This is a genomic window from Providencia stuartii (assembly GCF_029277985.1).
GTDB lineage: Bacteria > Pseudomonadota > Gammaproteobacteria > Enterobacterales > Enterobacteriaceae > Providencia > Providencia zhejiangensis.
The window spans coordinates 659034-678806 of sequence record NZ_CP119546.1; the positions used below are offsets into that span (position 1 = coordinate 659034).

The 19773-nt window shown below is 41.6% G+C and carries 19 protein-coding genes and 2 tRNA genes; 12 read left to right on the forward strand and 9 right to left on the reverse strand.

Annotated features, from left to right (window positions below; all coding sequences use genetic code 11):
• The first annotated feature begins 321 nt into the window (after positions 1-321).
• The 3 genes from P2E05_RS02810 to P2E05_RS02820 all read left to right on the forward strand — a co-directional run bounded on the left by P2E05_RS02810 (position 322) and on the right by P2E05_RS02820 (position 2863).
• Positions 322-1974, forward strand: a complete 1653-nt coding sequence (locus P2E05_RS02810) for a Na/Pi cotransporter family protein (protein WP_154622778.1) — start codon at positions 322-324, stop codon at positions 1972-1974.
• Positions 1958-2491: a GNAT family N-acetyltransferase gene (locus P2E05_RS02815; protein ID WP_276123002.1), complete on the forward strand. Its 534-nt coding sequence runs from the start codon at positions 1958-1960 to the stop codon at positions 2489-2491. The genes P2E05_RS02810 and P2E05_RS02815 overlap by 17 nt, the downstream gene beginning before the upstream one ends.
• Before the next feature lie 111 nt (positions 2492-2602).
• Positions 2603-2863, forward strand: coding sequence for a DUF1435 family protein (locus P2E05_RS02820; protein WP_154622776.1), 261 nt, complete (start codon positions 2603-2605; stop codon positions 2861-2863).
• 96 nt (positions 2864-2959) lie between these two features.
• Here the strand turns inward: P2E05_RS02820 and P2E05_RS02825 are convergent.
• The 3 genes from P2E05_RS02825 to rsmC all read right to left on the reverse strand — a co-directional run bounded on the left by P2E05_RS02825 (position 2960) and on the right by rsmC (position 4362).
• A tRNA-Leu gene (locus P2E05_RS02825) sits at positions 2960-3045 on the reverse strand.
• A 65-nt stretch (positions 3046-3110) separates the two neighbouring features.
• Positions 3111-3196, reverse strand: a tRNA-Leu gene (locus P2E05_RS02830).
• 152 nt (positions 3197-3348) lie between these two features.
• Positions 3349-4362: a 16S rRNA (guanine(1207)-N(2))-methyltransferase RsmC gene (rsmC, locus tag P2E05_RS02835; protein WP_272657683.1), complete on the reverse strand. Its 1014-nt coding sequence runs from the start codon at positions 4360-4362 to the stop codon at positions 3349-3351.
• 195 nt (positions 4363-4557) lie between these two features.
• Here rsmC and P2E05_RS02840 point away from each other — a divergent pair, with 195 nt between their 5' ends.
• Together P2E05_RS02840 and rimI are read left to right on the forward strand one after the other, a co-directional pair.
• The gene (locus tag P2E05_RS02840; RefSeq protein ID WP_154622774.1) at positions 4558-4968 is read left to right on the forward strand and encodes a DNA polymerase III subunit psi; all 411 of its coding nucleotides are present in this window, start codon (positions 4558-4560) and stop codon (positions 4966-4968) included.
• Complete coding sequence (gene rimI, locus P2E05_RS02845; RefSeq protein WP_163860664.1) at positions 4937-5389, forward strand: ribosomal protein S18-alanine N-acetyltransferase; 453 nt, start codon at positions 4937-4939, stop codon at positions 5387-5389. Before P2E05_RS02840 ends, rimI begins: the two co-directional genes overlap by 32 nt.
• A 69-nt stretch (positions 5390-5458) precedes the next feature.
• On the opposite strand, the gene P2E05_RS02850 is transcribed toward rimI, so the two are convergent.
• Positions 5459-6511 carry a hypothetical protein gene (locus tag P2E05_RS02850; RefSeq protein ID WP_272657682.1) on the reverse strand — a complete coding sequence of 351 codons (1053 nt, stop codon included), beginning with the start codon at positions 6509-6511 and terminating at the stop codon, positions 5459-5461.
• 192 nt (positions 6512-6703) lie between these two features.
• On the reverse strand, positions 6704-8272 hold the full coding sequence (locus tag P2E05_RS02855) for a BCCT family transporter (protein WP_272657681.1): 1569 nt from the start codon (positions 8270-8272) through the stop codon (positions 6704-6706).
• 288 nt (positions 8273-8560) lie between these two features.
• On the opposite strand from P2E05_RS02855, the gene P2E05_RS02860 reads away from it, so the two are divergent.
• From P2E05_RS02860 to P2E05_RS02870, 3 genes are read left to right on the forward strand one after another with little or no spacing between them, the layout of a single operon-like run.
• Positions 8561-9688: an aromatic ring-hydroxylating oxygenase subunit alpha gene (locus P2E05_RS02860; RefSeq protein WP_154622171.1), complete on the forward strand. Its 1128-nt coding sequence runs from the start codon at positions 8561-8563 to the stop codon at positions 9686-9688.
• A gap of 25 nt (positions 9689-9713) precedes the next feature.
• On the forward strand, positions 9714-11162 hold the full coding sequence (locus P2E05_RS02865; protein ID WP_154622170.1) for an NAD-dependent succinate-semialdehyde dehydrogenase: 1449 nt from the start codon (positions 9714-9716) through the stop codon (positions 11160-11162).
• Positions 11163-11191: 29 nt separating this feature from the next.
• Complete coding sequence (locus tag P2E05_RS02870) at positions 11192-12145, forward strand: PDR/VanB family oxidoreductase (RefSeq protein WP_163860667.1); 954 nt, start codon at positions 11192-11194, stop codon at positions 12143-12145.
• A gap of 43 nt (positions 12146-12188) precedes the next feature.
• Here the strand turns inward: P2E05_RS02870 and P2E05_RS02875 are convergent, their stop codons facing one another.
• On the reverse strand, positions 12189-13085 hold the full coding sequence (locus tag P2E05_RS02875) for a helix-turn-helix domain-containing protein (protein WP_247046969.1): 897 nt from the start codon (positions 13083-13085) through the stop codon (positions 12189-12191).
• A gap of 25 nt (positions 13086-13110) precedes the next feature.
• Entirely contained in the window at positions 13111-14034 is a 924-nt protein-coding gene (locus P2E05_RS02880) for a LysR substrate-binding domain-containing protein (protein ID WP_154622167.1), read from the reverse strand.
• A 107-nt stretch (positions 14035-14141) separates the two neighbouring features.
• Between P2E05_RS02880 and P2E05_RS02885 the strand changes: the two genes are divergently transcribed.
• From P2E05_RS02885 to P2E05_RS21585, 4 genes are all read left to right on the forward strand, one after another.
• Positions 14142-15209, forward strand: coding sequence for a tartrate dehydrogenase (locus P2E05_RS02885; RefSeq protein ID WP_272657679.1), 1068 nt, complete (start codon positions 14142-14144; stop codon positions 15207-15209).
• A gap of 1095 nt (positions 15210-16304) precedes the next feature.
• Positions 16305-16625, forward strand: a complete 321-nt coding sequence (locus tag P2E05_RS02890; protein WP_000122829.1) for a helix-turn-helix domain-containing protein — start codon at positions 16305-16307, stop codon at positions 16623-16625.
• Positions 16618-17832: a type II toxin-antitoxin system HipA family toxin gene (locus P2E05_RS02895; RefSeq protein ID WP_004249310.1), complete on the forward strand. Its 1215-nt coding sequence runs from the start codon at positions 16618-16620 to the stop codon at positions 17830-17832. Before P2E05_RS02890 ends, P2E05_RS02895 begins: the two co-directional genes overlap by 8 nt.
• A 216-nt stretch (positions 17833-18048) precedes the next feature.
• Positions 18049-18243 (forward strand): helix-turn-helix transcriptional regulator, encoded by a 195-nt coding sequence (locus P2E05_RS21585; RefSeq protein ID WP_000127614.1) that lies wholly within the window; start codon positions 18049-18051, stop codon positions 18241-18243.
• A gap of 16 nt (positions 18244-18259) precedes the next feature.
• On the opposite strand, the gene P2E05_RS02900 is transcribed toward P2E05_RS21585, so the two are convergent.
• Positions 18260-19501, reverse strand: coding sequence for a tyrosine-type recombinase/integrase (locus P2E05_RS02900; protein WP_004249312.1), 1242 nt, complete (start codon positions 19499-19501; stop codon positions 18260-18262).
• 1 nt (position 19502) lies between these two features.
• Positions 19503-19772 (reverse strand): hypothetical protein, encoded by a 270-nt coding sequence (locus P2E05_RS21590; protein ID WP_004249313.1) that lies wholly within the window; start codon positions 19770-19772, stop codon positions 19503-19505.
• Position 19773: the final 1 nt, after the last annotated feature.

Below are 19773 nucleotides of genomic sequence, written 5' to 3' on the forward strand. Positions count from 1 at the left end.
CTCTTACATTAACTGTTTTGCGTTAATTCATCGATTCAGGTATAAAAAATTATTAGGTGTTTGAGTTCGTTTGAGCTGATTATGAGAGATTAAACGGCTCTATCACCAATACAACGACTGAGTAATTTGTTGTTAACTTTTTGAAAAACAATAAAAACAAGGTATGATTGTACGATTTCATTTAATAAGATAATGTTTTTAGTTATCTAATTAGCTCATCCATCAAGAGTGAGGAAGGCTATTTTCTTCCGCTAAAAAACACTCATATAGTTTTTATCACCATTGTCTTAACTATAACAAATATCACGTCATAGGGTTTCAATGCTGGCACTTTTACATCTTTTATCATCTGTCGCATTGCTGGTTTGGGGGACTCATATTGTCCGTACCGGTATTATGCGGGTTTTTGGTGCTGATCTACGCCGAATTTTAGGGAAAAGCGTCAATCGAAGAACAAGCGCCTTTCTTTCTGGTGTAGGGGTCACCGCATTAGTTCAAAGCAGTAATGCAACAGCATTACTTGTGATCTCTTTTGTTTCTCAGGGGCTAATTTCATTAACGCCTGCAATGGTTATTATGCTTGGTGCCGATGTCGGGACGGCGTTAATGGCGAGGGTGTTAACTTTTGATCTCTCTTGGTTATCGCCTCTGTTAATTCTGGTCGGGGTATCAACCTTTTTGAGCCAGAAGAAAAATAGGGCGGGTCAAATTGGGCGCGTTGGTATTGGGTTAGGCTTAATTTTACTTGCACTACAGTTAATTGTGGCATCGGCAGAGCCGATTACTCATGCTGACGCAGTGAAAGCTATCTTTACCTCGTTGAGTGGCGATGTGGTTTTAGCGCTGCTGGTGGGCGCGCTATTTGCTATGGTGAGCTACTCCAGTTTAGCGGCTGTACTATTAACAGCCACGTTGAGTGCGACAGGCTTAGTACCACTCTACATTAGTTTAAGTATTGTCATTGGCTCCAATATAGGTAGTGGTTTACTCGCGATGATGAGTAGCCGCGGACAAAATGAGATCTCGCGGCAAGTTGTCCTTGGGAGCTTACTATTCAAATTAATTGGTTGTGCCGTCGTGCTACCTTGGGTTAAACCCATTGCACAATGGATTAGCCACTACGGCTTTAATGAAGCCGAAATCGTGATCTATTTTCACGTCTTTTATAACTTAGCTCGCTGTTTAGTCATGCTACCCTTTGTGGGTCCAATGGCGAGGCTATGTAATAAATTAATCCCTATTGTTCCGTCAATGGCGCAAGAAATAGCGCCTCGTTATTTAGATAAAAGCGCATTAGAAACCCCCTCACTTGCTATCGCCAATGCTGTACGAGAAACATTGCGTATGGGAGATGTGCTGGGTGTGATGTTACAGCGCTTTACCGATGTCTTGAATGGCAATAAGGAGCAAAAAAGGGAAATCAGCCGCTTGGAAGAAGAAGTGGATATGCTACATAGCAGCATTAAACTGTATCTCGCACAATTACAACAAAGTGAATTGAGTGAAGAAGATTCAAGGCGTTGGGCTGAAATTATTGATACCGCTTTCAATTTACAGCAATCTTCGACTATCATCCATCGCATGACATCGGAGCTAGTCAAAAAGTCCATTGATAATCGTCGCTCATTTTCTCATGAAGGCTATAAAGAATTGAATTCATTACTTGAGCGATTGCAAGCTAACTTAAATTTAGGGATGTCTGTTTTTGTTTCAGCCGATATTGATAATGCAAAACGTTTACGACGGGCAAAACATCGTTTCCGTCTTATTAACCAGCGTTTTGCTTACGCACATGTGGAAAGGTTGCATGAACAAAATATGCAAAGCTTAGATACTAGCAACTTACATGTGAGCCTACTTGGAGATATGAAACGGTTGAATTCATTATTTTGTGCTGTCGCCTACCATGCTTTAGAAGGTGTAGCAGAGAGTCGTAAAGAACAATTGAGTTTAGAAAATGAGAAAAATACGTGAGTTACAACGTGATGAAATTCCATCCGTTTGGTCAATTGATAGAACAGAATTAATCGAAAATCTCTATCTTCATCAAGATGGAAAGTTGGTGCTATCGGCACAACGTTTTGATATGAAAGGTTGGCCTGAAGGTGAGCCTGAAGCTTATACGCCACATTTACTCGAAAGTTATGATATTGGCGCAGTGTTTATTGGTGTATATGACCAAGATGAGCTAATCGCAGCGGCAAGCCTAGATAACGTCTGGCGTGGCGAAGAACATAATTTACTTCAGTTATCATTTTTGCACGTTAGCCATCGCTATCGAGGTGAAGGCTTAGGTGGAATGTTATTTAATCAATGTTGTGAGCTAGCGAAAGAGAAGGGAGCCGCTGGGTTGTATGTATCAGCAACACCTTCTGAAAATACAGTGCATTTTTACCAATATATGGGATGTAAGCTACTTGAACGGCCTGATCCTGAATTATTTGCGTTAGAACCTGAAGATATACATTTTGTGTATCTATTTGATGAATAAGTTATTTTAAGTTTCGATTAAACGTGTATCACTTCCTCAACAAAACGGTTGTTTTTTGTTAAAAACAAGATATGATTGATAATCATTATCATTTGTATTGTTGAGGTAGCTATGCCAATAAATGTAACAAAAAGCGCTTATTTACGCCGCTCTGCCGCAGGGTTATGGGGTGTTTTTGCGGTTATTTTGTTGAGCGTGATTTATCTACTCAGCAATATGGGGCTAAATAGCCTGAAAATTATCACTATCGTCACCATGCTGGCGACCGCGGCAATGTTGTTTAATCGAGGCTCGCGGCACTTATTAATTGTTCCTGCTGTTATTGCACTGTTATGTAGTTTGATTGCTTTGGTATTACAACATAATACTTAGTGATGGCGGATAAAAGAGGTGATGACAAAAGCGTTTGTTATTGCACGCAGATGAGTTAGATGGGCAATTTTGAGTCTTGGTGAACGATATTAACAGTGGTGCGAAAGGGGGGACTTGAACCCCCACGCCCGAAGGGCACTAACACCTGAAGCTAGCGCGTCTACCAATTCCGCCACCCTCGCAGGTACTGTCAATTCTCAGCTATTGTTGTTAAGTCTAATGTGGACCTTAAAACAGAGAGTCTATCTGGTGCGAAAGGGGGGACTTGAACCCCCACGTCCGAAGGACACTAACACCTGAAGCTAGCGCGTCTACCAATTCCGCCACCCTCGCAATATCAGACACTATCTTGTCGCAATAGCACGCAGCGGATTTTAGGCTAATTTTGCCATTCGTCAATAATTTTTTATTGCACTTTTATTTTTTTGATGTAAAAACGGCCAACAATTATTGATTGGCCGTAATGTAAAAAAAGCTTAATGTAATTAACGTTTAATCGCTTGGTAAACTTTAAATTTTCCTGTTTTTGCCAAAACCTCATGGCTACCAAAAGCCTTATCTAACATATCTGGATAAGGTAAAAAGGCATTAGCAACAATACGGAAACGCCCCCCTTTCTTTAGGTATTTTGGCGCTTGGTAAATGATATTTTCAGCCGCGCTATAGTTGGTATTTAAGCCATCATGGAATGGTGGATTGGAGATTATCCAATCAAATTTATCATGAATATCAGAGTAAGCGTCACTTGCAATCACTTTCCCCTTCAGTTGATTCGCTTGCAGTGTTGCAATAGAAGAACGAATAGCCGCGGCGCTAACATCACTTAGGGTCAGTGTAACATCTGGGTTGTGAGTACCCACTACAGCAGCTAATACGCCATTACCACAAGCGAGATCGAGAAGGTTACCGGTAATCGGTTCATTAAGTGTCGAAAGGAGTAAGTCACTACCAATATCTAATTCATTATGGCTGAATACACCAGGTAAAGCGTGAATTTGTACTTCTTCGACTTCATAGCGACGCCACCAACGTGCAATGTCAAAGTGTGTTGGGTGCTCTAATTCACCATAATAAAGTCCACAGCGTCTTGCCGAGTCAATTTTTTGTAATGTTGCAATACCTTCCATAATAGATTCGGCACTTTTTACGCCACTACGATTTTCCCCGACGATAAAAATCTGACTGCCCACTGCGAGGTGAGTACATAAATCATCGAGTTGAAAACAGGCTTCTTGTTTGTTTTTAGGCCAAAAGTAAATTAAGGTATTACAAGGTTGGATAAAATCCGCATCGGCAATAGCAGAAAATTGTGCATTTTCACCCATTAAGCGACTTAGGTTTTGCCAGTGATGATATTGGTTAGTGAGAACTCGTACACTCGCGGCTTCTAAGGTTGCAGCAAATTCATCTTGAATATCACCGGCTAAAATCACGTGTCGATCAGTAAAATGTTCAAGGTGGCGTTGGATAACTTCGCTAGCCGGTGTCAGTAGTGACATACTTTTTATCTCCTAAATACTCTTCATACGTCGAGCCGTCGCGTTGTTGACGCCTAGCTGCAATGCAAATGGTATATAAACTGAATTATTTTGCGCACACTTTATCAGAAAATGGGGAAATAGCATTGCTATGTTGGCGCTATTAATCCGCTTTGATAAGATGTGATTGTTAATATAGCGACTGGAATAAAATTAATGGCACGACGTGACAAGCTTTTAAATCAAATGGGTATCACTCAATGGGTAGTGAGAAACCCTGCTGTATTACGCGGTGAACGTGGTGTAAGAATTCCAGATTCGACTAAGCTTATTATTATTACTGATGAGAACCTCGATTTAAACAGCCTACTGTTAAAAGATATTTTTTTAGCGATGAAAGTGTATCCAACAGATGTGGTTTGTATTAATTCGGAGCAATTGGCGATGCTTCCAACACCAATAACAATAAATTGTTGGGTATTAGGCAGCCAATCTCATCCAGAAGGGTTAAAAACAACCTTTATTTCTCCTGTATTAGATGAGCTGGCAACCAGCAATAGCGCTAAACGGGCACTATGGGAGCAGATTTACCAGTATGACGAAAATTTCAGCACTAAAGCAGTCTGATCTTGCTACTGCGTTCTTAATTGAGAAGTTAAGTCATGATTTTCCTTGGACTGAACGTGTTTTTTATGGCAACCAAGGTGAAAAATATCATAACATAAAAATTTCCGTTAATAATCAGGTTGTTGGTTTTGCAATAACACAGTGTATCCTAGATGAGGCAACACTGTTTAATATTGCTATTCATCCTGATTATCAAGGGAAAGGTTATGGACGTCTTTTGATGGAACAACTGATCACCGATTTAGTTGATAAAGGTATTTTGACATTATGGCTTGAAGTTCGAGAGTCCAATGCAGCTGCATTGCGCCTATATGATAAATTAGGCTTTCATCAAGTTACGGTGCGTAAAGATTATTATCCTGCAAAACAAGGACGCGAAGACGCATTAATTTTGGCTTTAACTCTGTTTAATGACGAATAATTTAGAAGAAAGCTGACTTATTCAATAAAACCACGGCCTAATGGAGGTCGTGGTAAACAATCACTAATATTAGCTTTTCACAATCAGTGGGTCTTGGCTCACCATATTGTATTCAGTTCCTTTTCTGTAGCCAAAAATTCTTACTAATGTCCTGCGGTTATCTTTAACGATATCTCTAGAGTGTAGGCTTATTTTATTATTGATAACAATCATTCTGGATGGCTGTAGATCGACAGCATCAAACGCGAGCTTTTCGGTAATATGATTAAATTTAATGTAGGTATCTTTAATAAATGCTGAGGCGGTTGGGTTAACGGAAAAACGCTCCGGATTAAAGTTCATATTCAATTTTCCATCCTTGTTGAGTTCGAGTATGGGAACCTGTTTACCACCTAAGCTCTTGCCTTCACCGGCTGTTTTTGCTGGACGGAAATCAAAGCTATTAGTCGTTAATGCAATAATTTCTTCTAATGACAGCAGGGTGAGAGCGCGCTCAATAGAGATCACTTTTGTCGTTTCATATAAAGGATTCCATCGAGCGGTGAGTACAAGAGTCGATGGGGATGGAGAGTGCCCATCAACAACTTTGATTGCAGAATAATAAGGGTCTTCTGTATGAGGTACAATCGCCTTACCAGAATGTGAACTGGTATCAGGATCTTCATTCTGTAATTTTTCGGTACCGCCACCATAAAAATTAGCGACGATTCTAATAATATTTCCGACGTTCTCTTTGTCATACGCAAAGGTTGTTTCATTAAGGAGCGCTAAAATAATCTGTTGTTGTGAGGCTAATTTTAAAATTTCGATATCGGTTTCTAATTCTTGAAGCGTTGGAAATGCCAATTTATCTGGAATAGTTATTGGGCTTCCATCCATGTTAGTATGAATTAATCCCTCGAAAACTAAGTAAGGAATTTTTTCATCAATATAATCATTAATTAATTTTTTATCTTGCCCACTGAATAATGGTAATAATTGAACCGCAACTTCTTCCGCTGCGCCTTGGCTGCCTTTTGCTTGGGGACCGCCATTTAGCGCGAGTTGGCAGGATTTATCATGTAAGAAATTGGCTATTTCTGTTTTGAGAACGATGCGATTAAGGCGATTGTTTTCTGGCATGATCTTATTATTCCTATAATTAATTTTAATAAGTCAATAGAGATCTTATTGATAACGAAGACTATCCAAATCATTAATTAGGAAATAATAAAAAAATAATGATTTTTTGCGAGCGCTTAATGTATTAGTGATTAATAATAAAAAAAAACCACAACATTAACATTGTGGTTTTTTGTTCTCTGATGAGAAATATTATTCTGATAACTTTTCAGGGGGCGGTAAAATAGGTTGATTGAGTATGATTTTATTCTTTTTACGGTATTTTTTTTCTGCTTTTGCTATTTTGATTTCCTCATTAAGCCCTTTGTAAGTTGAATAGCACATGATGAGCATTAATATTGAAAGTGGAATGGCTGTAGCCACTAATGCCGATTGTAAGCCGGATAGACCACCTGTAATGATCAGCACAATCGCGATAGCTGCAATAATCACTCCCCAAATTGTTTTGGTGATATGAGTTGGGTTTGGGTTTCCATTTTCACTCACCATACCCAGAACAAAAACCGCTGAGTTTGCTGAAGTAATAAAAAACACCATGACTAAAACCATTGCCAGTATGCACAGGAAAGTACTCGCAGGAAAGTAATCTAAAAACTTGAAGAAGGCCGAAGTCACATCCGTTTTTACTGCCTCTGCTAACGCTTTTTGCCCCATATTTTGGATCAAATGGATTGCTGATCCTCCCATAACGGCAAACCAAGCAAATGAGCCAAGGACCGGAATGAATACCGCACCAATCATAAATTCTTTAATTGTGCGGCCTTTAGAAATACGCGCAACGAAGCTACCCACTAATGGTGCCCATGCAATCCACCAACCAAAGTAAAACAGAGTCCAGTTAGCGATCCACGTACCATCATTATAAGGTTCTGTGCGAAATGACATACTGACGAAATTTTGTGCGTAGTCACCAATACCTTGGAACAGTACTTTTAAGATGGTTTGTGTTGGGCCGGCAAATAAAATAAATCCCATCAATGCGAAAGCTAACAACATATTCAGGTTCGATAGGTGTTTGATGGCACCTTGTAAACCTGAAATTGTTGACGTGATATAAATAACGGTGACCACTGCAATGATCGCGATCTGTATCCAGATACTGACAGGCATTCCCCACAAGTAATTCATTCCGCTGTTAACTTGCAGTGTGCCAAAGCCTAGTGAGGTTGCAATCCCAATCACGATCGACAACACAACAATGACATCGACCCATTTACCGATAGACCCTTTGACTTTGTCGCCGATAAGCGGATAGAAAACAGAGCTAAGAGATGAAGGTAGTTTTTTCCTAAATTGAAAAAAAGCTAATGACACACCGACTAATGCATAGCACGCCCAAGCAGAAACTCCCCAGTGTAGATAGACATATTGCATGGCGGTTTTCGCCGCTTGTTCAGTATAGCCTGTTCCAATAGGTGGATTTATATAGTAGGAAACGGGTTCTGCCACTCCCCAAAATACGAGACTGATACCTATTGAAGCACTGAATAGCATGCCTATCCATGTTGCCGTACGGTATTCAGGGCGGTCATTATCATCACCGAGACGAATATGACCAAACTTTGAAAAACCAAGGTACATACAAAAGCTAAAAAAGATAAAGACGGCTCCGAGTATAAACCAACCTAAGTTGTTATAGATAAAACCCAGAGAGGAATTTGAAAATGCTTCGAGTTTGTCAGGTATAAACGCGCCTATGCTGATTAATAGCAGGCTAAAGGCGAGCGATACGTAAAATACAGATTTCTTATTATTCATCATACCTTTTCTCCAGTTGCTCACTTCTTTTTATGTCTTTTAATGAGAGTTGGTTGCAGGGAATGCTACTGTCGGTTTACAGAGAATATCCATGAAAACATTGTGAGGTCAACAATTAATTAACCTAACGTTAACAATATATTTGAGAGTGATTTTATTATCTTGTTGATTTTAAATGGTTAATAAAATTATTCGAGGAGAGGTGTAATATTTTGTTTGATCATTATTGAGATCTGGATTAACATCCTCAAAAAATAATGTTAACTATAAGTTTACATAAGTGAGGTAGTTATGAGCAATGCAAAAAAAGTCATTTCGATTAATGATCACCTTGATATTGATAATGCATGGACTATCCCTGCACGTTATTACACTTCCGATGACGTATTTGAATTCGAAAAAGAAAATATCTTTGCTAACTCTTGGGTGTGTGTCGCTCATTGTAGTGAAGTCAAAGAGAAAAATGCCTACATCACTCGTCAGTTGATTGGCGAAAGTCTTGTTATTGTTCGTGGGCGTGATGATGTTTTGCGTGGCTTCTATAATGTATGCCCACACCGCGGTCACCAATTGATCAGTGGTGAAAGCGGTAAAATGAAGAATGTGATCACTTGCCCTTATCACGCTTGGGCATTCAAATTAGATGGCCAGTTGGCTCATGCAACAAACTGCGAGAATGTTAATAATTTTGATGCAGATGCAATGACATTAAGTAGCTTCCATGTTGTTGAGCATGCAGGTTTTATTTATATCAACTTGACTGAAGGTGAACCTCAACCCATCGAGGAGCAATTACCTGGGTTAGCGGAGAAAATGGAAGAAGCCTGTTCAGTGATCCGTGATCTCAAGTTAGCTGCTCGTTTTGTCAGTCATACACCTGCTAACTGGAAAACGATTGTTGATAACTATATTGAGTGTTATCACTGCCCTACGAACCATGTGAGTTTCGCCAGTTCTGTTGACGTCAATGTGTACGAACACCAATTGAATGAGAACTGGACTGTACAAATTGGTAAAGCTAAGCCTTCTGAGTCTTCTTATCAGTTCGATGAATCGGTCGTTAATCCGCGTTTCTTCGGGTTTTGGATTTGGCCAAGCACCATGTTCAATATGCCTCCAGGTGGCGATTTCATGACCGTTATTTATGAATTCCCAGCCAATGCGGGTGAAACCTTACAACATTATGATATTTATTTCTTAAATGAAGAGCTGACGGAATATCAGAAAAATTTAATTGAATGGTATCGCACCGTTTTCCGTCCGGAAGATTTGCGTTTAGTTGAAAGCGTACAAAAAGGATTACGTTCTCGTGGTTATCGCGGACAAGGCCGGATCATGGCAGATAGGCAGCGTAGTGGCATCAGTGAACACGGCGTCGCGCACTTCCATAAGTTAATTGCGACTGCGCATACTGAGTAAAGCAGGCCGATCAGGGGAATAATACATGAATAGGTTAAGTAATCCCGCTTTGTTCCGTCAGTCCTGCTATATCAATGGTCAGTGGGTAGATAGCGCTAAAACGCTAACGGTCACAAACCCTGTAGATCAGTCTGTGCTGGGAACTATTCCCAGCCTTTCGGTTGAACAGGTCAATGATGCGATCATTCAAGCCCATGAAGGGATGCTCAGTTGGAGTAAACTGACAGCAAAACAGCGTTCTATTATTCTACATCGTTGGTTTACTTTAATAGAAGCTAACGTTGATGATTTAGGTTTGCTGATGACTTTAGAGCAGGGTAAACCTTTCAATGAGGCGAAAGGTGAAATTCGCTATGCGGCTTCATTTATAGAATGGTTTGCCGAGGAGGGGAAACGAGTTTATGGCGAGACGATCCCACAAACGGTCACGAGCAATCGAATTTTAACTATCAAGCAGCCTATTGGTGTGTGTAGTGCTATCACTCCGTGGAACTTTCCTGCGGCGATGATCACGCGTAAAGCTGCGCCTGCACTGGCTGCGGGGTGTAGCATGCTTATCAAGCCTGCTAGCGAAACGCCGTTTACGGCATTAGCCCTCGCTGAATTAGCAGCACAAGCGGGGATCCCTGCTGGTGTTTTTAATGTTGTTACAGGGGAGTCTCGTGTTTTAGGCGAATTACTCACACGGCACCCGTTAATCAGTAAATTCTCTTTTACCGGTTCAACACAGGTTGGGCGCCAGCTGTATGAGCAGTGTGCATCAACCATTAAAAAGACGTCCTTAGAATTGGGTGGGAATGCGCCGTTTATTGTGTTTGATGATGCTGATATCGATAAAGCTGTCAGTAGCGCAATACAGGCTAAGTTCCGTAATGGTGGGCAAACATGTGTTTGTGTGAATCGTTTCTATATCCATGATGCGATTTACGAACAGTTTCTCACAAAGTTTGTCGCTAAAGTGAGCCAGTTACGTGTTGGTAATGGCCTAGATGAAGGCACTGATATCGGGCCTATGATTACATCTCGTGCTATTGAAGGCATGCATGCATTAGTCGACGACGCTATCGCAAAAGGCGCACGGAAACTGACATTAGGTAATGAAATTGCCGAACAAGGTCATTTTATTAACCCGAAAGTATTGGTGGATGTTGATGATTCTATGGATATTGTGCATGAGGAAATCTTTGGTCCTATTGCTGCCATGATCCGTTTTCATGATGAAGATGAAGTTATTCGTCGAGCGAATGCGACGATCTATGGCTTGGCTGCTTATTTCTTTTCAAAAGATATTGGTCGTGTCTATCGTGTCGCTGAAAAGCTACAAAGTGGCATGGTTGGGATTAACACTGGCATGATCTCGAATGAGGTTGCACCGTTTGGTGGTGTTAAGCAGTCAGGTTTAGGCAAGGAGGGTTCTCGCTATGGTATTGAGGATTATCTCACCGTGAAATATTTGTGTATTGATATTGCTTAGCCAGTAATTAAGTGAAAGAGGGAATTGTGATGAGCCAGCAAAAAATTGCCGTGACGGTTAGCCGCATAGAGCAGCTCACCCCAACCATTAAGCTGTTCGAATTTGCGGCAAAAGATAGCGTGTTCGAACCTTTTAGTGCGGGAAGCCATATCACAGTACATATGAATGAAGAAAAGGGGCTAAAGCGTGCTTATTCATTAATCAGTGATCCTAATAACCCGCATCACTACTGTATCTCAGTATTGCGTGATGAGAACTCGAAAGGGGGCTCGGCGTATATGCACGAGCAACTGTTTGAGGGGGATTCACTATATTTATCGCCCGCTGAAAATTATTTCTCACTGGTCGGTGACAGTTCCTGTAAACATATCTTAATTGCTGGTGGAATTGGTATTACCCCATTTTTATCCTATTTATATGAATTAGAAAAAATGGGACTGGATTTTGAATTGCATTACTGTTTTCGCGATCAAAAGACGGCGGCGTTTGTGGAACTGCTTCAACAACGCATTGGAGAACGTCTTTATCTTTATGATAACAGTCAGGGCAAGCGTTTATCAGTAGAACAGTTGGTACAAGCACAGCCTGAGAATAGCCATATTTATGTTTGTGGGCCTGAAACCTTGATTAATGCGGTCATTGAACACGGTTATGCGCATTTAGGTGAATCTAAAGTACATTTCGAAAACTTTGGTGAAGTCGCTAGTGAAGGTGATGCATTTGAAGTTTATTTTCAACGTTCTGGTTTTAGCTTGATGATTAACGAAGGGACGTCAATCTTACAGGCAATCGAGGCAGATAAACGCATTCAGGTAGAGTGTATGTGCCGTAATGGTGTATGTGGGACTTGCGAAACGGCTATTTTAGAAGGGGAAGCGGATCATCGGGACCATTATCTTGACGATGATGAACGCGCACAGCAAAAGACCATGATGTTATGCGTTTCTCGCGCTAAAACTAAACGGCTAGTGTTAGATTTATAAGCTTTTTATCGACTAGGCAGCCCCAACATGGGGCTGTTTTCTATTATTTGAGCTGGAACATCAGAAAAGGTTGTTGTTCATTATCCAGATGATAAGCGGCGCTGATATATTTTCCTTGAAAATGAATATGATCACTGCCTTTATGATAGATGCCTTCTAGCCATGATTTGTGATTGATGGCTAATTGATAGAGTAAGCGTTGTAGCTCTAAATAATCGATATCCGTATTCTGACTTTCAAGATTACTGGCTAATATTTCACCTGCTTTATCCGTAAAGACGACCAGATGGTCAAAGTGGGCCAATAGCACATCAAAATAGCATTTGATTTTACGTAATCTGAGTTCAGTATTTTTACGTTCGGTATTATCAAGACTAATACCAACTAATTTAGTGACTTTACCATTGGGGCCTTTCACACCCGTTGCGCGCGATGTGATCCAGCGATATTGATCATCCCATGCAATTTTAAAATCCATCTCATGAGCACCGCCCTCGCGAATAATTTTTGAGTAACCACTCACGAGTTTATCTTTTGATTCTTGGTTCATTAGTGCCCAAAAGTCATCATTGGTGGTGATTTTGATGCCATAAACATCTTCAACATTATCAGAATAATTGAGTTCGCCCGTCAGTAAGTCCCACTCCCAAGTGACAATTTCGGTGGATTCTTGAAGATGTACTTCATTGATATTACGTGCAATTGTAGGATGGCTTGCTGCCGGTGCGTGGTTGACATAACCATACTTGAGCCATATTTTATCGACATTCAGCAACTGAGCTAATTTTTCAAGGTTGTTCTCATCAATCATACCGCCTTTTGTCCATTTATTGACGGCTGTCCGAGAAACACCTAGTGTTTCAGCGGCTTTTAACTGGCTCATTTTTTGTTGTTTCAATAAGGCCAGCAAACGTTGTCCAAATGTTTGCGTGTCTGTCATCGGCTCATGTCCACCTTTTATTGATTCATTCATCCTGAAATTGACTCGGTAAATGCTTTGATAAATATTGTTCTAAATTTTCAATAAAAACCCGTAAATTGGCGTTATTTCGCACTGTTCGTGAATAAACCGCGTACACGTCGGCAGGCTGACTCCATTGAGGCAGTACACGGATTAATTGTTCATTTTGGAGCTCTGGTAAGACACTCCATAGAGAGCGTAATAAGATGCCTTCACCACCAATACACCACTGTTTTGCAACGTCACCATTATTCACCATCAGCTTACTATTCGGCGTTACTGTCATACTTTCTGTTTGATGTTGTAGTTTCCACTGAGAAGGTGCCTGATTGCGTTCTTTAATCGTAATACAAAAATGTTGTTTTTCTAATTCTTGAGGGTGATTTGGGCAACGATATTTTTTTAAATAAGAGGGGGCAGCACAAAGAATACGTGTGTTTTTCGCAATACGTTTCGCGATGAAATGTTCAGGAATGATGCCGCCAATACAGATATCCAAGTCAATGTTTTCACTAATTATATCAATAGAACGATCAGTTAATGTCAGATCGATACCCAATAAGGGATAGTGAGCGCGTAATGACAAAATAAACGGGTTTAGGTAGGCGCTACCAAATCCAGTGCTACAACTTACTCTTAATTCACCGCGGATCTCTTCTCGACAAGCTTTTAGTTCATTGTGCATGTCATTGAGTTCTTGTAGGAGTATTTCTCCACTTTTCAGGACAATGCGTCCTTCATGGGTTAAATTGATTGAGCGAGCCGCACGGAGAAATAAAGGGTGCCCTAGATTTTCTTCGAGTAATTTGATGCGTTTAGAGACATAAGCGGGTGAAACAAGCAGTTGTTCTGCGGCCCGTGAAAAACTCATCAACCGAGCGACGGTCACAAAAACTTTAATGTCTTCCAATGCAGGTAGCTTGTTCATAGTTTGTAAACCCAAAGATTACACTTCGACGCTATACTTTATCACAGCAACTCATAAACTGGTGATCTTACTCGCTGATAAAATCACTGTTGTGGGAGATTCGTGCCATGTCACAATTTAATATTGCGGTCATTCCTGGGGATGGAATTGGAACTGAAGTTATTCCTGAAGGATTAAAAGTATTAGAAGCGGCTGCCAGTAAGCATCAAATCTCATTTAACTTTACCCATTTCGACTGGTCTTGTGAAACCTATCATCGCACAGGGCGTATGATGCCTGAAGATGGTTTAGAGCAATTAAAAAAATTTGATGCTATTTTTCTAGGGGCTGTAGGCTTTCCGGGGGTGCCTGACCATATTTCACTTTGGGGATTGTTATTGCCTATTCGCCGCGCATTTAACCAGTACGTTAATTTACGCCCCGTACGCCTATTTGAAGGAATTCAGTCGCCTTTAGCGGGTAAAAAACCGGGTGATATCGATTTTTATGTGGTACGTGAAAACGTGGAAGGCGAATACTCCGCTATTGGGGGAATTCAATATGAAGGCACGGAAGATGAAGTCGTATCCCAGCAAAGTATTTTTACCCGTAAAGGCACTGACCGGATATTAAAATATGCCTTTGAACTGGCACAATCACGGGAGAAAAAGCATTTAAGCTCAGCGACTAAGTCAAACGGTTTGTTTCACTCCATGCCGTATTGGGATAGTCGTTTCGCTGCGATGTCAAAACACTATCCTGACGTTAAAGTCGATCAGTTTCATATTGATATTTTTGCCGCGAATTTGGTGAGGATGCCTGAATTTTACGATGTGGTGGTTGGTTCCAACTTGTTTGGGGATATTTTGTCTGACTTAGGACCTGCTTGCACTGGCACAATTGCTATTGCACCTTCGGCGAATATTAACCCTGAAAAACTGTTCCCATCAATGTTTGAACCTGTTCATGGCTCAGCGCCGGATATTGCGGGTAAAAATATTGCTAATCCTATCGGGACGATTTGGGCCGCGGCGATGATGATGCAACATTTGGACTGCCCACACATGCACGATACCATCATGCATGCAGTGGAAACAGTGATAAAAGAGCGTCGCCATTTAACTCGAGATATGGGCGGTAGCGCGAGTACGCAACAACTCGGGCAAGCCATCGCTGAAATGATTTTAGCGAATTAGCCTTATCCTTATAATGTGGCTGAGCGTTATCGCACTATCTTGTTTACACCTGTTCACGTCAGCCTAGGGATTTGCCAACCTAGGTTGATGATGTCAGGCTTTGATTGTTTATAACCCCAAGATCTGAGAAAATAGCCGCCAATTTCGATTAACAAGACGGATTTGCTGAGCTAAGAGCCACCTATTGCCTCTCCTAATGCATGTACAAATCTGTATTCAGACAAAAAAGAACGGTTAAATGGCAGATCAGAATTTTCTACATGAAGTCAACGCGCGCAGGACATTTGCAATTATTTCCCACCCTGATGCCGCCCAGCCTTTCAACGCTTAAAATCACCTTTCATTGCACACCACAATCACATCTCTACGTACTGAATTTAAAGGCTTTTTGTCTTTTTCTCGTTTATTTGCTTTTCAATGATGTTCAAACGTAACCTCGGAAAGTGTGTACAAACTTGAGTACAAATTCCGTTTTAGAGGCCTTTGGCGAAAATTCCATGACACAAACCTGTCTGTAGGCCTTGTGGTTACTGGGTTTGACGTAAAAAGTACTACCGTTAAAAAGAGTCTCTTTTTTGGTAAATGTTTTCTTCTGTACCAAATTACAAAATTTAATGAGGGAGTTTATTGTTGGTGTAATTTTTGCTTTAGTGTTTGTTTTTGAAGATGCTTGAAGCGAACCAATACGGTTATTTCTAATTGAGATATCAGACTTACCTTCAAATTTAGTTGCTGTGTACACCATCATTTTGCACTTGTTTTTCGACTTGTGTGTACAAAATTTCCTGTAACTGTGTACAAACTTCCTCTTTGTTGCACTTATCTTCTGGCGATTTGACGCGAGTTCTTCTGTAGCCCTTGCTGTATAAGGGCTGAGCGACAAAAGTACTTAGGGAGTTTGATGCGTCAGTTCGCGATTATCAGGGAGAGTATCGCTCTTTTGTCGATGACAAAAATCTCCTTCTACTTATATGTAATTATGTATCAGGTCATGGCTTTTGATATGTAATGGCTAATCAAATTTGTGTTATTTGAGTTGCTGTGATATGTTTTTGTATATAATTATTCTTAAGTGATGCATTAAGGCGTATCGAAATGAGCTATGTAACAGAGCAGATACTAGAAAGTCTTCGAGAAGCTCGGGTACGAAAGGGGTTTAGCCAGAGAGAGTTAAGTGCTCGTTCGGGTGTGCCTCAAAGCCATATTTCGAAAATCGAGTCTGGCAGTGTTGATTTAAGAATATCCAGTTTGATTGCACTTGCCCGTGTACTAGACCTAGAGCTATTGGTTGCACCTAAAAAGTCTGTACCTGCCATCAAGTCGATCATTCGAAGTGGCCAAGGTATTAACGGCATCAGCGATGAGGGTGAGCCAATGTCGCCCGCGTATCAGTTAGAGGAAGACGACGATGACTAACCATGTCTCTACGCTCAACGTGTTGCTCTATGGTGAACCGATCGCAACGATTACCAACGTGGGTAATGACAGAACACTTTTTGCCTTTATGGATTCGTACATTAATGACGAATCGCGGCCTGTGTTAGGGCTTGGCTTTAAAGATTCGCTCGGTGGCCTGCTGACTAGCTTCAAACCTACCCAAACTAAGTTAACCCCGTTTTTCTCCAACCTTTTACCAGAAGAAACCATGCGTAATTACCTGGCTGAGCGTGCTGGTGTGAACCCAGCACGGGAGTTTTTTCTATTGTGGGTGCTAGGGCAGGATTTAGCTGGCGCGATCACGGTTGAACCGGCGGATGGTGAAGCGCTGCCACCTAATGTGCATCAAGGCATTGACGATGAAACGAAAATTGAAGCGCCGATGCGCTTCTCATTGGCGGGTGTGCAGTTGAAGTTTTCAGCCGTGCAACAGGCTAACGGCGGCTTGACCATTCCAGCAACTGGTAAAGGTGGCTCTTGGATTGTGAAGTTGCCGTCATCTCGATTTGACGCTGTGCCAGAAAATGAATATTCGATGATGGAACTGGCTCGCATGTTGGGGATGGATGTGCCAGAAACGCAGCTACTCCCGATTAACCAGATTGCTAATATTCCAGCAGGCATTGGCAAATATGGTGACAGTGCGTTTGTGATCAAGCGCTTTGATCGTGTTGATGGCCAAGCGATACACATTGAGGATTTTGCGCAAGTGTTTGGCGTCTATCCTCAAGATAAATACAAAAAAGCCAGTATGCGCAATATTGCTCAGGTTATCGGCATTGAAGGTAAAGACGAAGACATTGCAGAATTTACTCGCCGATTGGTGTTCAACACGCTAATTGGCAATGCCGATATGCATTTGAAGAATTGGTCTGTGATTTACAAAGATAAGCGCACTGCGTCTATTGCACCTGCTTATGACTTTGTTTCAACCATTCCTTATATCCCCGATGATAGTGCATCGCTGAAGGTGAGCCGTAGCAAGAAATTCAGCGATTTCACGCTGGATGAGATATCACACTTAGCGGCTAAAGCCATGTTGCCAGAAAAATTGGTGTTAGATACAGCCAAACAAACCGTAGCAGGCTTCCATGAGGTATGGGCGAAAGAAAAAGCGCATTTACCCCTTACTAAGTCAGTCATTGAAGCCATTGAAATGCACTTACGAAGCATACCGCTACGCTGAATACCTAGTAGCTAGAGCGTGCATATCGATAAAGATGGTTTAACTTAATGCGATTTTACGGCGCTTTTCGCCGTAAACTGGAAATTTGGTAAACTGCACAATGATACCGGTGTCATGATAAGGCTGATCTTCTGAACAAATCATGCATCTTTCTGACCATCAACTAGTGATGAATCAGGCGATGATAGCTTAACATTGATTTTCAGGAGAATGCAGATGACAGCAGTAGCGCACCAAGTAACCCCTTTTCTAACGTCTTACGAAGTTATGGCTCGTTACCACATTAGCTATACGACTCTCTGGCGAAGAATAAAAGATGGCAGCTTGCCGCAACCTCGCATCAACCGAAATACACGAAACAAGCTGTGGCACATTGAAGACTTGGAGGAGTATGAGAAGAAAGAGGACTGAGCCTCTTTCTTTTATTTTACTGTCCGAAACGCCAGTTGAATGGAAAGCCTGTCGGCTCGATGATGGTTTCTAGCTGTTGATACCAAACGTCGTAAGCATGACGCATTTCATCCAGGTACTGATATTGGTTGTAGATAGCATCCAACCCTTTTTTGCTGTGGCCAATCATCAACTCGGCAACTTCTTGCGTGGTGATGGCTGACATTCGCGTTCGCATCGTTCTGCGAAGATCATGCATAGACCAATGTTCCATCTCAACACCAAGCGATCTGCGAGCCCAGATTTTCACATTATTAGGAATAGTGGTATCAAAGCCATTTGTGGCAAGCTCTTCTTGTCCGTTCGCGGGAAACAAGTAGGTTGATTTGCTCATCTGCATCGCCAGTTCAATCAGCTCAATAGCTGGCTTAATCAATGGCCGCATGATCGGCGCTCCAATTTTCTCACCTTGTTTGCGGATCTCTATGGGCACTGTCCACATTGCAGATTGCAAGTCAAAGTGATGCTTTTCAGCTTGAATGAGTTCTCCCTTACGGCCTCCCAATAACAGAAGCAATTTTATGTAGATGCGATTCTTCTCAGTGATTTTTGACTCATGCAAATAGCGCCAAAGTATCCTGATCTCGTTGTCATTTAGCACCCGAGTTCGTTTGCCTTTCTTACCGCCAACCTTCTTTGCTGTGATCCCAGCAGCAGCGTTAATTTCCAAGATTTGTTCATCAATCAGCCAGTCATAGAATTTATGCAGTACAGACACTAGGCGCTCTGTGTTTGACGGAGACGACTCTGAAACCTCACGAAGACAGTTTCTTAAGGACAATTCATTGATGTCAGTTAATGGGTACTTGCCAAGTCTGGGCAGCAAATATATTTCACTGCTACGTTTTTGGAAGTGCCACGTTTTCTCCTTTAATCCTTGCTTACCGGCAGAGTCTATCCAGTCTCGAAAAATCGATTCGAAGCTTTGGTTGGCAGAATACTTAGCCCGTTCCTGCTGAAGGTAGAGCTTAGGGTTTCGGCCTTGATCAAGTACAGCCCTTAACCTATCCAGCTCATTCCTAGCTTCAGCAAGCTTCATAAGTGGGTAAGTACCTATGTCTACCCGCTGTTGCTTGCCATCGAAACGATAACGAAACTGAAAAACAATTTTGCCCTTGGGCGATACCCGAGCACTTAGCCCATCTCGGTCGGCTTTTACTACGGTTTCTTTTGCTTCTTTATTTAACCTGGCATCGAGCCAGCTAACTGATAACGCCATGTTATAAGCCCAGCCCTAGTTTTGATTTTAATGATTGTTTACGTGATTCTGCTTTGGGTTCTGGCGCTGTACTGACAGAAGTAATTTCACCATCTGGTGCATGGCCATCCACCGGTGCAGATGTCGTTGATATATTGGGTTGGCTCATGTGAATTAACCCAAAGGTGGCCAGCATCCGCAGACGCTCAGCGCGTTCCCGTGGCGGCGTCTTTTCCAATTCTTTGAGTAGTTCAGGGTGGCTCCCTGGGGGAATGTTGACGACAACTCTCATA